The following is a 14,049-nucleotide window of genomic DNA, read 5'->3' as shown; positions in this document are numbered from 1 at the left end:
CGGTGGTGGTGTCGTTAGCAAGCCATTCAATTCTGGGTGTGAACCTACACCTGGCTCTGCCAGAAGCCAGTCTACAGAGCTATGCCACCTGGATCGAGGCGCGTATTCAGGAGAGGCAGGGCGCCCAGGTGGTTACTTGTAACCCAGAGATGATCATGCAGGCGCAGCGGGATCCGGCCTTTGCCCAGGTGCTACAACGAGCAGAGCTGGTGATCCCAGATGGGGCGGGGGTGGTGTGGGCTTTGCGGCGGCAGGGGATCCGCGTCCAGCGGGTGCCGGGGATCGAGCTGGCCGAAGCCCTGATCGCGCTGGCGGCAGAACGGGGGTGGCGCTTGGCCTTGGTGGGGGGAAGGCCGGAAGTCAACCGGGCAGCGATTCAACATTGGCACGCTTGCTTTCCCTCTCTGTCCATTTGGGGCTACCACGGCTACTTCTCCCCTGCCGAGGAAGAAAACCTGCTGCACACTCTCCAGGACTTCCAGCCGCAACTGGTGTGGGTGGGGCTGGGCTCCCCGCGCCAGGAGCTGTGGATCCAGAGATGGCGCAGCCTCTTGCCCCAGGCCATCTGGATGGGGGTGGGGGGCAGCTTCGACATTTGGGCCGGCCAAAAACGGCGAGCCCCCCGCTGGTGGCGTGACCATCACCTGGAATGGTTGTATCGTCTCTATCAGGAACCTTGGCGCTGGCGACGCATGTTGGCTTTGCCCAGGTTTGCCTGGCGGGTGCTGTGGGATCCCGCTTCTCGCTGGCACCCCTAGCCTGCCGGCGCTTCCTCGTCTTCCTCTTTTGTAGGCGCTTCCTTATGATGCTTGGTCAGCACATCGGCTATTCCCCTCGCGTTCACCGTTGGGCCGGTACAGCTCCCACTCCTCATCTGGCCCCCTTGAGCTTGTACAGCAGCACCCAGCCGGGATCTTTGCAGGCCCCAGCCAGCATGGTGTCCCTGCGGGGCGTGAGCAAGGTCTTCCCCAACGGCAACTTGATTTTTCAGGATGTGAACCTGGAGGTGCGCCGCGGCGAGTTCGTGTTTGTTACCGGCGTGTCGGGAGCGGGCAAGTCCACCCTCTTGCGACTGCTCTACGGGGACGAACAGGCCACCGAGGGCACGGTTGTGGTGGATCAGGTGTGCCTATGTTCTTCGGAAGGGCGGCGGCCCTACCGCATTCCACCCCGTCCGCTGGCGATGCTGCGGCGGCGCTTGGGGGTGGTCTTTCAAGACTATCGCCTGTTGGCCAACCGCACCCTGGCGGAAAATGTGGCCTTTGTGCTGCGCGCCCAAGGGCTGTCCCCCGCCGAAATCCGCCGCCGCATCGGGCCGACTTTGAAGATGGTGGGGCTGACCGAAAAGCGGGATCGCTTTCCCCATGAGCTTTCGGGAGGAGAACAGCAGCGCCTCAGCCTGGCCCGTGCCATTGTTAACATGCCGGTGCTGCTGCTGGCAGACGAGCCGACGGGGAACCTGGATCCGGAAAACTCGCTCTTGGTTCTCCAGATTTTGGAGCGGCTCAATTCTTTTGGGGTGACTGTCATCATGACCAGCCACGACCCCCATCTGGTGGAGCGGGCCGGCCACCGGGTGGTGCGCATGGAAGGAGGACGCCTGTATGATCTGCGCTGAGGCGCTGCATAGGGCGGGAATCCCGAAGATTGGGTTTACTGGCAGTGTTGGGCGGTAAACAGCATGCAATCTCTCTCCCGATTTCTCAACAAGATTCGCTATCTCCTGCAAGAGACTTTTTTGGGGTTGCGGCGGGGAGGCTGGCTGAACTGGGCGGCGGTGAGCACCCTGCTGGTGTTGCTGTTTTTGGTGGGGATCGGCGTGGAGCTGTCTTGGGGGGTGGATGCGACGGTGCGATCCCTGGGGGAGCAACTGGAGATCTCCGTCTATCTGGAGCCGGAACGCCAAGGGGTGGAGTTGCAGCCCCAGGTCGCCCAATTGCCCCACGTGGTGGCGGTGAAGGTCATCACCAAAGACCAAGCTTGGCGCACCCTCCTCATCGAGATGGGGATCCAGGATGAGGCGGCGATGGAAACCCAGTTGGGGGAGAACCCTTTGGTGGATGCCCTGCGGGTCAAGGCGGATTCCGCCGAAGCCCTGGGGGAGGTGGCGGCACAGATTCGCCAATTGGAAGGGGTAGACGAGGTGTACTACGGCAGCCGCATCGTGGAACAACTGGCCCAAATTCAGGAGATGCTGCGGCTGGGATCCCTGGGCATCACCGGGGTGTTGGCCCTGACGGCGGTGGCTGTGATCACCACCACCATTCGGCTGATCGTCATGGCGCGGCGGCGGGAGATCGAGGTGATGCAACTGGTGGGGGCAACGGCAGCTTGGATTTACTTGCCCTTTATTTTGCAGGGCTGCCTGTTCGGGGTGATCAGCGCGCTAGGGGCTTGGGGCTTGGTTCTGGGATCCCGACAGTTGCTGCAGGAGGTGCTGGAGCGGTTGATCGCCTTGCCCTTTCTCAAGGTGATGCAGGCGGATCCCGGCCAACTGGAGTTTTGGTTCTTGCCGCTGCTGCTGTTGGGGATGGGGGTTTTTCTGGGCACCGGCAGCAGCTTGATCGCAGTGCGTAAGTCGGTCGGGCGCTGAGCAAGGGAGGGATTGGCCGGTTCTCTGCTAAAATCAGGATCCCCTGTAACAATAGATGCCAAGGTTAAAACTGCGATGATGGCCCCACGCAAGCATCAACTGGCTATCGACAACGACGAGCTGATGCGTCGGGTAGAGGCTCTGATCAACGCCTCCAAAAATCGCTACCGCATCACAGTACAGGTGGCCAACCGGGCCAAGCGCCGTCGCTACGACGATCCCGACGATCTGGAAGATGGCTGGATGAAGCCCATCCGCCGCGCCGTCATCGAGATGTCGGATGAACTGACTGAGCCGGAAATCATCGGCGACGAGTAGCTGTTGGCCCTGTCGCAACTGCAGGCCAGCCGGGCGGCTAAGGGCGATGAAGACCCTCGGCAGGAACCTGGTCTGTGAGGTCTTCTGGATCAAGATCCCTTTCCCGCGGACGGGCCTCCAGCCGCGACTCCATCAGGCGCAGCAGGCGGTGGGTCTCCTCTGGGCTGAGGCCCTGGATGCGCATCTCCAAGGGGCTGTGGAACCAGAGGGTTTGCTGCGGAAACGGAATCCGGATCCCGGCTTGGTCGAAGGCATGCTTGAGGCGACGGCGATATTCCCGCGCCACCCGCCACTGCTGTAGGGGCTGCACTTTGATCCAGATGCGCAGGGTGATCCCCCGCTCCCCTAGGTCATCGACGCCGTGCATCTCGGGGGGCTCGAGGATCTTGTCCCGCCAAGCCGGCTCCCGGTACATCTGGAGCGCCACCTGCTCGGTGATGCGGATGGCCTGTTCCAGGTCGTTTTCGTAGGCGATCACGATCCCCAAATCCACCCGCGACCAGCCGTTGGAGAGGTTCTCCACCACCCGAATGGCGCTGTTGGGAATGGAGATCAGGCTGCCTTCGGTGTTGCGCAACTGGGTTAGCCGCAGATCCATATGTTCCACCAGGCCGCTCCGCCCATCCACCACGATCACATCTCCTTCGGCGAATTGGTCTTCCAGCAAAATCAACAGCCCGTTGATCACGTCTTTGATCAAATCCTGGGCAGCCAGGGAAATCCCCAGCCCGATGAAGCCCAGGCTGGCCACCAAAGGGCCGATATTCACCCCCACCGAGGCCAAGCCGACCAGGGATCCCAGCAAAACCAGCGCGGTGGCTGTCACTCCTTTGGAGACACCGGCAAAGGTGCTGAGGCGTTTGCTGAGGCGATAGGTGGGGGCATTTTGCCACTGCTCCTGGCGCAAGGCGGCGAAGAGGCCGTCCAGCAGCAGGCTGCTCAGCCAAACACTGCCATAAGTCGCCAGGCCCACCCCTGCCAAGCGCAGCAGAGGGCCGCGCAGCGAGACCAGGAGAAACGTTTGCAAGGGGCGTGTTTGGGGGAAAAGGCCCAAACTCACCCCAACGCCGCCCGTCCACAGGCCAACCTGCACCAGGCGCAGCAGACGAATGTGCAGCTCCAAATAGGATGCCTGCCGTTTGCGCCCTGCCTGTTGTTCGACCAAGACGGGATCCTCGCCCGGCTCCCCCTGGAGGCGCTCCTGCACCTCTGCTTGGATGGCCTGGTACTCCGCCTGCAGGGCATCGCGTTTTTGCTGCAGCCGTCGTCGTTCTCGTTGACAAAGCCGGCTCAGGCTTGCCGCTGCTGCCAGAATGGCGAGGGCTATCAGGGCTTGGCGGCGCAAAAACTGGGGCTGTCGCTCCCGCTGCCAGGTGCGCAGGGCCTCCTCGACAATGCCCGCCACCTGTTCGGCCCAATCCATCGGCTGGCTGCCCTGAAGCTGAGCATCCAGAGAGGTGATGGTCATCAAATGGCGTCCATTCACCCGGATCACCGGCTGATTGGTTTGGCTGTCGAGGACGACCTCCACCCGCAGTGTTTCCGGGTCAAGGCCCGACTGGGCCAACTGGCGCAGGGTTTGTTCGATGGAGCGGGCCCGCTGCGACACCGGCGGCACGCTGCCGGGATCCCCCTGCAGCGCGGCGACCAAAAACAGCCGCCGCCCATCCAGCGTCACGGCCTCTGTTTGGATGGAGGTGGTGGGCAGGCTGAGCGCCTGCCGCAGCTCTTCCAGGGCATCCAAGCGGTTGAGCAAAGGCAGGTTGGAGGCGGTGCCGTTGTTTTGAGAAGTTTCCTGACCCCATGCCGGCTCGATGGCCGGGGATAGGGCGAGGGAAGTGCCGAAAAAAAGGAGCGGCCAAAGCAGGGATCCCGCTGTTCCCCGCCTCGATCTACTTGAAGCTTGCAGATTGTGCGGCATGAGCCGATGCTAAAGTTCTTCCATCAATCTAAGAAGAAGAAAGCAATGCCGAGAATGGCATAGGTGGCCAAGAGCAACAGCCCCTCCAGCCAGTTGGAGCGCCCGTCGCTGCTGACGGAGTTGACCAGCAACACCGAGACGGCGATCGCTACCAGCTCCACCATGCCGAAGTTAAAGTTCATCGGCTGGCCCAGCAGGTCACCGGCCAGGACCAGCAGGGGCGCCACGAACAGGGCAATTTGCATCGTCGAGCCCAGAGATACTGAGAAGGAGAGATCCATCTTGTCTTTCATGGCCACCGTAATTGCCGTCGCATGTTCGGCCGCATTGCCGATGATCGGCAGCAAGATCACCCCCATAAACAGCGAGGTAATGTGCCAATGCTCCAGAGTGTGCTCCAAGGTGCTCACCAACAGTTCCGACTCCAGTGCCACCAACACCGTCAACCCCAAAAGGGCCAACACCCAAGGCCATAGCCCAGGCTGCTCGGGCGGGGCCGTCAACACTTGGGGAATGGAGCCCTCCGCCTGCAAAACCGGATTGGGGGCCAGGCGATTGGCCGCCTCATTCTCTGCGGCTGCGGCCTCGTGAAGAGCGTAGAGGTAACTGTGGGTTTTGAGGGAAAACAGCAAGGTGAGGCCGTAAACCCCGATCAGCACCAGAGCCACCGCCGTGGACAGCTCTTGGATGGAGAGCGCTCCCAAGTTGGCATCGGCATAGGTGACCACACTGGGCAAGATCAAGGCCACCACCGCCAGGTTCATCACCGAGGCATTCATGCGGGCCACTTCGGGCCGAAAGCTCTGCTCGCGAAACTTAATGCCGCCCAAAAACATGGCCAGCCCGGCCACCAGCAGCAGGTTGCTGATGATCGAGCCGGTGATCGAGGCTTTCACCACCTCCACCAGCCCCGCCCGCAGCGCCACCAAGCCGATGATCAATTCTGCCGCATTGCCAAAAGTGGCGTTGATCAACCCCCCTATGGTCGGCCCGGTCAAGGCGGCAATCTCCTCGGTGGCTTGACCCATAAACTTGGCCAAGGCCACCACCGCCAAGGCGGCACAGAGGAAGACCAGATTGGGATCCCAGCCTCGGAAGTGCCCCACCCAAGATAGAGGAACTCCCGCCAGCAGCAGGAACATCAGGCCGTTCAAACCTCTCTGCCAACCTGCTGCAGAGCGATCCGGAGAACCCAGAGAATTTGCATTAGCCAGAGTCATGGTTGCACAAAAAGGGAGCGCCAATAGATGCCGTTTGGGTTTTGGAGAGCAGTACCCCCACCGATGGGGCCATCTCCAAGAGTCTAACGGCTGCGAGGGGCAGTTGGATAGGTGCGTCTGGCTAGAGGGAGATAACCCGGTTGCGCTGCAACTGCCGGGCGATCTCGGCTCCCAATTGATCCGACAGGCGCTGCGGATCGACAATTTTCAAAAAACTGCTGCCCTCCACCTCGAAAGGAAAGGATCCCTCGATGTCGTCGCGGGGCAGTTGTACCAGCAGCAATTGCTCGGGGCGCTTCGCTTGCAGGGCATAGCCCAACTCCAAACAGACCTGGGGACTGGGCAGAGGCCGTCCTCGGCCATTCACCTGCACCGGGGTGACATCGGCCACCACCAGCAGCGCGTGCTTGAGCTTGCGAATCAGGGCCGCGTCGATTAGAGGTGTCTCGCTTTCGCTGGGCAGGGATCCCTGCAGTTGCAGCGGAAGAACCGGTTGGTGATGGCGGTTAATGGTCTCCACCACCGCCTGCAACGCCTGGTGCAGCGTGGCGCTGGAGTCGGGGTAATCCGCTTGGCCACAAAAGTAGATGACCGGCTCCGTCATGTTCAGGGTGGCCCGCTTATTAAAGTAGATCTCGCGGCTGATCAAATCGAGGTTGGAGATGCTGTAGGCGCCGCTGCCCTCGATGTAAAACTCCACCAGCTCCCCTTCCAAGTAGCGCTGCCACCAGACAGAAGCCTTCACCTGCTCCACATCGTCGAGGAAATCGGCTCGCATCGCCGTTTTCAAGAGGCCGGTACGGCTTAGGCGCAGATCGGGAGCCCTCTGTTGAACTTGGGAGGCAGACAACACCGAATCCAAATACCAGGCTTTCAAAACGATGATCGCCATCGGATCCCTCTGCGCTTAGCCTCAAAGGTACCTGATTTTGGCCTGATTTTGGTCCGATCGCCGGGAGAACCGTTACCCTCGCAGCCGAGATACGAAGCCAAAACAGTGAGGCCTCGGGGTCAGCTCGGCTCCAGCTGCAGGGCCAGATCCAGCAGCCGGTGGGCCAGGGTGGCCTTGGTTGTCCAAGGCAGCCGTTCTGGGCTGCCCTGCCGCGGGATCCAGTAGCCTTGGTTGTGGCTGCTGCCAAAGCCGCTCTCCGGCTGGTCGATGGGATTGGCCACAATGGCGTCCAGCCCTTTCTGCTGCAGCTTCTCCTTGGCTGAGGGGAGGGGATCCCCGCTTTGGGCGGCAAAGCCGATGAGGCGCTGGCCAGCACGTCTGTGGCGGGCCAAAGCTGCCACCAGGTCAGGGACGGGTTCTAAGGGCAGCATCTGGGGCAGTTCGCCTTTTGGCAGCTTCCCCGCGTAAACCTGGGCGGGGCGCACATCCCCCACAGCGGCAGCCATCCACAAAAGATCCACCTGGGGAAACTCCGCCTGCAAAACCTGCTCCAGTTGGGCTGCCGTCTCCACCGGCATGGCCCGAATGGCGAAGGGTGCTGGATCAAAGGGGATCCCCAGCGGCCCATGCACCAGCGTGACTTCGGCCCCCCGACAGGCGGCTGCCACCGCCAGCGCCACCCCCATCCGCCCACTGGCAGGGTTGCCGATAAAGCGCACCGCGTCGATGGGCTCGCGGGTGCCTCCTGCCGTCACCAACACCCGCTTCCCTTGCCAGTCTTTTTTCCCCCCTGTCCAGAGCAGAGCCCGCACATACTCCTGCAGCGCCTCTGGCTCCAACATACGCCCTTCCCCCACCGCATCACAGGCCAGGCGGCCACTGGCAGTGGGCAAGGCCCAGAAGCGGGGATCCCGTTGCAGCCGCTGCCAATTCTCGGCCACCGCTTCAGCCTTCCACATGTGGGTATTCATGGCCGGCGCCAGGGCCACCGGACAGTGGCAAGCCAAAACCACATTGGTGAGCAAATTGTCCGCCAGCCCCTGGGCCACCTTGCCCAAGGTGTTGGCCGAAAGCGGCGCAATCAGAAGAGCCTCGGCCCATTCCCCCAGCTCGATGTGCAGCGGCCGTCCCCGCGTAGCTTGCCAGAACTCGGCATCCGTGAAAGCTGGCTGGCGAGACACAGTGGCCAACGTCAGCGGGGAGATAAACTGTTCTGCAGCTTTCGTCAAAACCACCCTCACCTCTGCCCCCTGCTGGGCCAGAGCAGATACCAAAACCGCCGTTTTGTAGGCAGCAATCCCCCCGCTCACCCCAACCAGAAGACGCCGTCCCGACCAAAAGAGATCCATATCGAGTGACACTCAAACAGCCTTGTTTCCAGTTTCCCTGCTTTTGCTCAACTCCGGTGCCGCAGCGGGGATCCAGCGTCTAGAGACACTCAAAGACACTTCTATATGCCCTTGGCCCTGAGGGCCTGTCCCTTCCGCGAAAGTCTCCCCCACAGGTTCTGGCCTCTAGAGAAAATTCTCCACTACTGTTTTGCGCAATCACCCTTCAATCCCATTGCAGCCGCCGAACCTATTCTCTCTAATAGGAAGGTAAAGAGGAATTGGAGGAACCTCTATTGCAATCGCTGTTTGTTTCTGGCTACACTAACTGTTGTCCTTAAAACCACCTTGATATGGCTACAACCAGTAAACCAAAACCACTCACTGGCCAAGAGCTCCTCGACAAAGTAACTTCAATGGGAAATGCGGATCGCAAGGAAAAAGCTCGCGCCTGTGGCTATGTCACCTACACCAAGAATGGTCAGGAGCGAGTGAATCTGATGCAGTTTAACAATGCCCTGCTGAAGGCTGTTGGCGTGGATCTCGGTGCCAGTGACGAAAATGGATCTCGTGGCCGCGCTCCTACCTTCCGGGTTTCGGTTCATAAGAATGGCAATCTCCTAATTGGAGCTGCCTACACCAAGAAGATGGGCCTCAAGCCCGGAGATGAGTTCGAGATCAAGTTGGGCCACCACAACATCAAGCTGGAGCGCGTCAACTGATTGGCTGTCTCCCTGTACTGCTTCTCCCTGCTGGTGATCTCCTATCAGCTTGGGTGAAGCCCTCAATATGATTTTCAGCCTTTGGGAGCAGCAGCCTCTTCTTTTTGCTCCGGCGTTCATTGTTCGTCTACTCTACCAGACAAGGGATCCTCATGATCCGCTGGGGATCCCTGACGATCTGTATCTCATCAACGGCTGAAGCATGGATTAAGTTCGCTATTCTGACAACAGTAGAATTGGGTCTGCGGCAATGAACACTCCGACTGTACAGAATATCTTTCGCCACTGGGGACGGTGGCGAACTTGGGCGGGGCTGTTGTTGTTGGCAGCAATGTTCTTTATCAGCGGGTCTCATCCGTGGGTTTGGTCCCAGTCGAATGCGTCTTTACAGTGGGTCTCTTCTCAACCTGCCCCTGAACAGCAGGATGTTTTGATAGATGGAGTCATTCGGCTGCAATTCGATCGGCCGCTGGATCCCAATCTACAACGGCTGGCGGTTCAGTTGGAGCCGCCGGCAGCGGTCATTTTCGACGTGCAGGGAGACGAGTTGTTGCTTAAGCCTCGAGATCCCTTGCGCTTCAGCACCGACTACACCCTTACGATTGCCCCCCAAGAGGGGCTGCCGCTGGAGCAGGCCATCCAACTGCGCTTTCGCACCGAGCCGCAGTTTACCTACGAGCGGGACATCAAACCGCTGCTGGAGGCCAGTTGTGTCGGCTGTCACCAGCCGGCGGGGCGACAGCGCACCCAGTTGCTGGATAGCTACGAGGCGGTTCTGGCCTACGTCAAGCCAGGGGATCCCAAGAGCGAGTTGATCGATCCCCGCTGGACGCGCCGCCACGCCACTATTCTCAACGCCAACAATCCCAACCGCTCTCAGGCCCGCGGCGGATCCCCCGAGATCGCCTACATCCAAGCCCGTGGGCTGCCCCTCTCCCGTCTGGGCTTTTGGACGCCGGAGGAGGTGGAGATCGTCCGCACCTGGATCGTGCAGGATGGCGCCCCCCGCACCAGCGCCCCTGCCCAGAACTAGTCTCACCGCCATGACCGCTCCCCAACCTTTGGCCACCGTCATTCAGGGATCCCTGAGTCGGGGCTTGGAAGCTCGCCTCAACCCCGGTGTTTCGGTAGAAGACCTGCGGGTGGGCAAGTTTGTGGTGATTCAAGGGGAGCGCCACCGCTTCTTCGGTCTGCTCACCGACGTTACGTTAGCAACCAGCAACCCCCAGATCCTGGTCAACCCCCCCCGCCCGGAAGAGACCCTGCTGCAGGAGGTGCTGGCGGGTACCGGCACCTACGGGGTTATCGCCCTCACGCCGATGCTGATGTTGGTGCCGCGGCAGACGGAAGGGGAAAGGCTGTACCCCCTCATTGATCCCAACCGGCCAGAAGATGGCGGCCCAGCCCTTCCTGGTGCTGAGGCGATGGAGCTGTTGCCGGTGAAAACGGTGCCGGCCCATTTTTCCCAAGTGTACGAGGCGCGGGAGCTGGACTTTCGCACCGTCTTTGGCTGGGAAGAGGATCCAACTCGGCGCAACTTTGCCATCGGTCAGCCCCTGGACATGGCGGTGCCCATTTGTCTGGATTTGGATCGCTGGGTGGAGCGCAGCAACGGCATCTTCGGCAAGTCCGGTACCGGCAAATCCTTTCTGGCCCGCCTGCTCCTGGCGGGCATCATCCGCAAACGGGCAGCGGTGAACCTAATTTTTGATATGCACTCCGAGTACGGCTGGGAGGCGGCCAGCGAGGATAGGCAGGCCACCACTGTCAAGGGGCTGCGGCAGCTCTTCCCCGGCCAGGTACAAATCTATACCTTGGATCCCGATTCCACCCGGCGGCGAGGGGTGCGGGATGCCCGCGAACTGTTTATTGCCTACAACCAGATCGAGGTGGAAGATCTGGCCCTGTTGGCGGAGGAGCTCAACCTCTCGGAGGCCAGCCTGGAAAACGCCATTATCCTGCGCAACGAGTTTGGCCGCGACTGGATCAGCCGGCTCTTGAGCCTCTCCAACGCCGAGGTTCAAGAGTTTTGCGAACAGAAGATGGGCAACAAGGCCTCGATCCTGGCCCTGCAGCGCAAGCTCACCCGCCTCGACGACCTCAAGTACATCCGCAACAGCTTGCCCCACAACTACATCGGCGAGATCTTGGAGGCCCTCAGCCGCGGCATCCACGTGGTCATCGAGTTCGGATCCCAGTCCAACCTGCTCTCCTACATGTTGGCAGCCAACGTCATCACCCGCCGCATCCACCAGGCTTATGTGCAGCAGACAGAGCGGTACCTGCAGTCCAAAAATCCCCTCGACCGGCCCCGGCAACTGTGCATCACCATCGAGGAAGCGCACCGCTTTCTGGATCCGCGGGCGGCCAAGCAGACCATTTTCGGCACTATTGCCCGCGAGATGCGCAAGTACTTTGTCACGCTGCTGGTGGTGGATCAGCGCCCTTCCAGTATCGACAGCGAGGTGATGTCGCAGTTGGGCACCCGCATCACGGCCCTCCTCAACGACGAGCAGGATATCGACGCTGTCTTTACAGGGGTAGCCGGCAGCCAGAACTTGAAAACAGTGCTGGCCAAGCTGGATTCCAAACAGCAGGCCCTGATCCTCGGCCATGCCGTGCCCATGCCGGTGGTGGTGCAAACCCGCTCCTACGACCCCAGGTTCTACGCCGAGATCGCCGATCCCGACTGGTCCCAGGCCGCCGATGCGGAGGTGCTTTGGGCAGCTCAGAAGGCCAAGGAGGAACTGGGGCTGTAGGGAGGGCTTCCCCACAAGCCAGTCATCAGGCGCAGCAAAAAGCAGCGCAGGGGCGGAAAGGCCATCATCCCGCTCAGGATCCAGCGCCGCATGACCACCAGGGGCCAGTAGGAGTTGGAGAAGGTGCGGGTGAGTAGATCCGTGAAGAGCAGCACCAGCCAGTTTTCCCAACGGCGCCGGCGACCGTAGCGGCGCAGGACTTTGACATCTCCCAGATCCTCGTGCCGTTGCCAAGCAGCCAACAGCACCTGGGCCAAGGCAGCGGCATCGCGGATGCCGAGGTTCAGCCCTTGGCCGGCCACCGGATGGCAGTGGTGAGCAGCATCTCCCACCAACGCCAAGCGGTGCTGATAGTAGCGGCGGCTCTGGCGCAGACGGGCCGGGAAGACTTGGGGCGGGTTCAGCAAGGTGAGGCAGCCGCCCTGGACGCCGTAGTAGCGCTGCATCTCGGCCAAGAAGTCGGCCTGAGAAAGGGCCAGCGTGGCTTTGGCCTGCTCGTGGGGCAGGATCCAGACCACCTGGCAGCGATTGCCGGGCAGGGGCAGGATGGCGAAGGGGCCAGCAGGCCAGAAGCGTTCGTAGGCGATGTTTTGGTGGTCTTGGGCAGGGGCCACCAGGGCGGTGATACACGACTGCCAGTAGTCCCAGCCGTCGCTAGGGATCCCTGCCCGCTGCCGCACGGGAGAGCGCAGGCCGTCGGCAGCCACCACCAGAGCGGCGGCCAGTCGGCGCCGGCCCTGTGTCATTTCCAGCTCTACCTCGGCAGCAACCTTCCCGTAGGTTACCCTCTCCACCCTGGCTTCGTAGTAGCAGGTGATCTTGGGATCGGCGGCTACTTGCTCCTGGAGCACCTGCTGCAGCCGAGCATGTTCGCCGCAGTAGAAAACCGCCGTTTCCCCCACATCCTCCGGCCTAAATGTCACCCGCTGGGGAGCGTTGGCGTCGGTCAGAATCACCTGGGCAAAGGGCGTGATGTGGGGAGCCAGCGCCTCCCACACCCCGATGGCCCGAAAGATGCGGATCGACAGCGGCGAAAGGGCATAGGCCAAGGGGCGCTGCCTGACTGCCTCAGCCGACTGGGCCTCGATGAGGGCCAAGCGCAGGCCGGAGCCCTGCAGGGCACAAGCTAGAGTCAGGCCCGCAATGCCGCCGCCGACGATGATCACGTCGTAGAGGGCGTCCAGGGTATCCGGAGGGGGAGCAAGGATCGTCATTGTCTCTTATTGGGTGCTGTGGCCAACTACTTCTGGGGAGGCGGAGTTTGCCGGCGTGGCGGCCCGCACCGCCCGGAACATGCCAAAGCGGCAGAGGCCGGTGCCGAAGGCCAGGCGCATGAGCAAGAAGGTGGGCACCTCCCGCAGCGACTTAATCAAGCCTACCAAGCCAAACTTCAGCAAGCCCTCGGGACGGACAATGCCCTGCCAGATGGAATCCAGCCAAGAAGGAAGGGTTTCTTGCGTCCAGTCGGCGGTTTCCACCTGCCCTTCCACCAGCCCGGTGGCTTGCAACTGTTCAGCAAACCCCTCGATGCTGGAAAAAGCGGGGTGCGACCACTGATCCAACAACTGCCGCATCACCAGCCGCTCCCAAAAGTTGAGGGGCTTTTGACGGTCGTCCCGCTGGTTCCAGTCCGCCACCACCAAGATGCCTCCCGGCTTGAGCACCCGCAGCATCTCGCTGGCGTAGCGGGCCTTGTCCGGCATGTGGGGCCCCGCTTCGATGGACCAGACCACATCAAAGCTGGCGTCGGGAAAGGGCAGGTTGAGGGCATCGGCCACCTGAAACCGGACGGGCAGATCGGGGGGGGTGAGCTCTTGGGCCCGCTGCACCTGCTGTGGGCTAATGGTGATGCCGGTTACGACAAAGCCGTAGTCGCGGGCCAAGATGCGACAACTACCGCCGATGCCGCAACCTACATCCAGCACCGTCGTCCCCGGCGGCAGCCGATCCAGCCCGCCCCAGCGCACCATCTCGTGGACAAAGTCGTGCTTGGCCTGGATGAAGTTCTTCCGCCGCGGCGGGGATCCGTAGTGGCCGAGGTGAATATGCTCGCCCCAGTAGAACTCCAGGATCCCGTCGCGGGTCCACTCGTCGTAAGACTTAGCCACGGATGCGGGAGACTCGTATTTGCGAGCAGTCAACAGGTAGGCTGCCAGACCCACGGCCAGCAGCAGAGCTATGCTCAAAGCCCAGAGGATTGGATTCATCGGATTATAGTCGTTTCAAACAAGATTAAGACACTTTGCCGCCGACCCAAGCGCTCCGGGCCTCTACCCTCACCCCCAACCCCTCTCCC

At 61.4% G+C, this 14,049-nt stretch carries 13 protein-coding genes; 7 read left to right on the top strand and 6 right to left on the bottom strand.

Features of this window, described 5'->3' with window-relative positions; genetic code table 11:
- Positions 1–2 precede the first annotated feature (2 nt).
- The 4 genes from NW853_RS01890 to NW853_RS01875 all read left to right on the top strand — a co-directional run bounded on the left by NW853_RS01890 (position 3) and on the right by NW853_RS01875 (position 2,911).
- The gene (locus tag NW853_RS01890; RefSeq protein ID WP_414347409.1) at positions 3–758 is read left to right on the top strand and encodes a WecB/TagA/CpsF family glycosyltransferase; all 756 of its coding nucleotides are present in this window, start codon (positions 3–5) and stop codon (positions 756–758) included.
- Positions 759–802: 44 nt separating this feature from the next.
- Positions 803–1,618, top strand: a complete 816-nt coding sequence (locus NW853_RS01885; RefSeq protein ID WP_414333366.1) for a cell division ATP-binding protein FtsE — start codon at positions 803–805, stop codon at positions 1,616–1,618.
- 63 nt (positions 1,619–1,681) lie between these two features.
- Entirely contained in the window at positions 1,682–2,593 is a 912-nt protein-coding gene (locus tag NW853_RS01880; RefSeq protein ID WP_414333364.1) for a cell division protein FtsX, read from the top strand.
- A gap of 78 nt (positions 2,594–2,671) precedes the next feature.
- Complete coding sequence (locus NW853_RS01875; RefSeq protein ID WP_414333373.1) at positions 2,672–2,911, top strand: DNA-directed RNA polymerase subunit omega; 240 nt, start codon at positions 2,672–2,674, stop codon at positions 2,909–2,911.
- Positions 2,912–2,948: 37 nt separating this feature from the next.
- Here NW853_RS01875 and NW853_RS01870 read toward each other — a convergent pair whose 3' ends face one another.
- The 4 genes from NW853_RS01870 to coaBC all read right to left on the bottom strand — a co-directional run bounded on the left by NW853_RS01870 (position 2,949) and on the right by coaBC (position 8,293).
- Complete coding sequence (locus NW853_RS01870) at positions 2,949–4,832, bottom strand: mechanosensitive ion channel family protein (RefSeq protein ID WP_414347406.1); 1,884 nt, start codon at positions 4,830–4,832, stop codon at positions 2,949–2,951.
- Between the two features lie 23 nt (positions 4,833–4,855).
- Positions 4,856–5,974 (bottom strand): calcium/proton exchanger, encoded by a 1,119-nt coding sequence (gene cax, locus NW853_RS01865; RefSeq protein ID WP_414333372.1) that lies wholly within the window; start codon positions 5,972–5,974, stop codon positions 4,856–4,858.
- A 199-nt stretch (positions 5,975–6,173) separates the two neighbouring features.
- A complete protein-coding gene (locus NW853_RS01860; protein ID WP_414347403.1) occupies positions 6,174–6,944 on the bottom strand; it encodes a hypothetical protein in 771 nt (256 codons plus the stop codon).
- 119 nt (positions 6,945–7,063) lie between these two features.
- Positions 7,064–8,293, bottom strand: a complete 1,230-nt coding sequence (gene coaBC / locus NW853_RS01855; protein WP_414347414.1) for a bifunctional phosphopantothenoylcysteine decarboxylase/phosphopantothenate--cysteine ligase CoaBC — start codon at positions 8,291–8,293, stop codon at positions 7,064–7,066.
- A 332-nt stretch (positions 8,294–8,625) separates the two neighbouring features.
- Here coaBC and NW853_RS01850 point away from each other — a divergent pair, with 332 nt between their 5' ends.
- The 3 genes from NW853_RS01850 to NW853_RS01840 all read left to right on the top strand — a co-directional run bounded on the left by NW853_RS01850 (position 8,626) and on the right by NW853_RS01840 (position 11,753).
- Complete coding sequence (locus NW853_RS01850) at positions 8,626–8,994, top strand: AbrB family transcriptional regulator (protein ID WP_011432615.1); 369 nt, start codon at positions 8,626–8,628, stop codon at positions 8,992–8,994.
- A 250-nt stretch (positions 8,995–9,244) separates the two neighbouring features.
- Positions 9,245–10,027: an Ig-like domain-containing protein gene (locus NW853_RS01845; protein WP_414347400.1), complete on the top strand. Its 783-nt coding sequence runs from the start codon at positions 9,245–9,247 to the stop codon at positions 10,025–10,027.
- A gap of 10 nt (positions 10,028–10,037) precedes the next feature.
- Positions 10,038–11,753, top strand: coding sequence for a helicase HerA domain-containing protein (locus tag NW853_RS01840; RefSeq protein ID WP_414347411.1), 1,716 nt, complete (start codon positions 10,038–10,040; stop codon positions 11,751–11,753).
- Here the strand turns inward: NW853_RS01840 and NW853_RS01835 are convergent.
- A complete protein-coding gene (locus NW853_RS01835) occupies positions 11,723–12,967 on the bottom strand; it encodes an FAD-dependent hydroxylase (RefSeq protein WP_414333354.1) in 1,245 nt (414 codons plus the stop codon). The two genes, NW853_RS01840 and NW853_RS01835, sit on opposite strands and share 31 nt — an antisense overlap.
- 6 nt (positions 12,968–12,973) lie before the next feature.
- On the bottom strand, positions 12,974–13,960 hold the full coding sequence (locus NW853_RS01830) for a methyltransferase domain-containing protein (RefSeq protein WP_414333352.1): 987 nt from the start codon (positions 13,958–13,960) through the stop codon (positions 12,974–12,976).
- Between the last annotated feature and the right edge of the window lie 89 nt (positions 13,961–14,049).

Source organism: Synechococcus sp. H55.11 (assembly GCF_047462475.1).
Classification (GTDB): Bacteria; Cyanobacteriota; Cyanobacteriia; order Thermostichales; family Thermostichaceae; genus Thermostichus.
Note: the sequence above shows the minus strand (reverse complement) of the source record. Positions and strands in the feature narration are given on the sequence as shown.

Bases quoted from the DNA above. Each gene is read 5' to 3' on its own strand.
- cax (WP_414333372.1), bottom strand. From the start codon at position 5,974: ATGTTCCTGCTGCTGGCGGGAGTTCCTCTATCTTGGGTGGGGCACTTC.
- NW853_RS01845 (WP_414347400.1), top strand. From the start codon at position 9,245: ATGAACACTCCGACTGTACAGAATATCTTTCGCCACTGGGGACGGTGG.
- NW853_RS01880 (WP_414333364.1), top strand. From the start codon at position 1,682: ATGCAATCTCTCTCCCGATTTCTCAACAAGATTCGCTATCTCCTGCAA.
- NW853_RS01840 (WP_414347411.1), top strand. From the start codon at position 10,038: ATGACCGCTCCCCAACCTTTGGCCACCGTCATTCAGGGATCCCTGAGT.
- NW853_RS01850 (WP_011432615.1), top strand. From the start codon at position 8,626: ATGGCTACAACCAGTAAACCAAAACCACTCACTGGCCAAGAGCTCCTC.
- NW853_RS01885 (WP_414333366.1), top strand. From the start codon at position 803: ATGATGCTTGGTCAGCACATCGGCTATTCCCCTCGCGTTCACCGTTGG.
- coaBC (WP_414347414.1), bottom strand. From the start codon at position 8,293: ATGGATCTCTTTTGGTCGGGACGGCGTCTTCTGGTTGGGGTGAGCGGG.
- NW853_RS01870 (WP_414347406.1), bottom strand. From the start codon at position 4,832: ATGCCGCACAATCTGCAAGCTTCAAGTAGATCGAGGCGGGGAACAGCG.
- NW853_RS01860 (WP_414347403.1), bottom strand. From the start codon at position 6,944: ATGGCGATCATCGTTTTGAAAGCCTGGTATTTGGATTCGGTGTTGTCT.
- NW853_RS01830 (WP_414333352.1), bottom strand. From the start codon at position 13,960: ATGAATCCAATCCTCTGGGCTTTGAGCATAGCTCTGCTGCTGGCCGTG.
- NW853_RS01875 (WP_414333373.1), top strand. From the start codon at position 2,672: ATGGCCCCACGCAAGCATCAACTGGCTATCGACAACGACGAGCTGATG.
- NW853_RS01835 (WP_414333354.1), bottom strand. From the start codon at position 12,967: ATGACGATCCTTGCTCCCCCTCCGGATACCCTGGACGCCCTCTACGAC.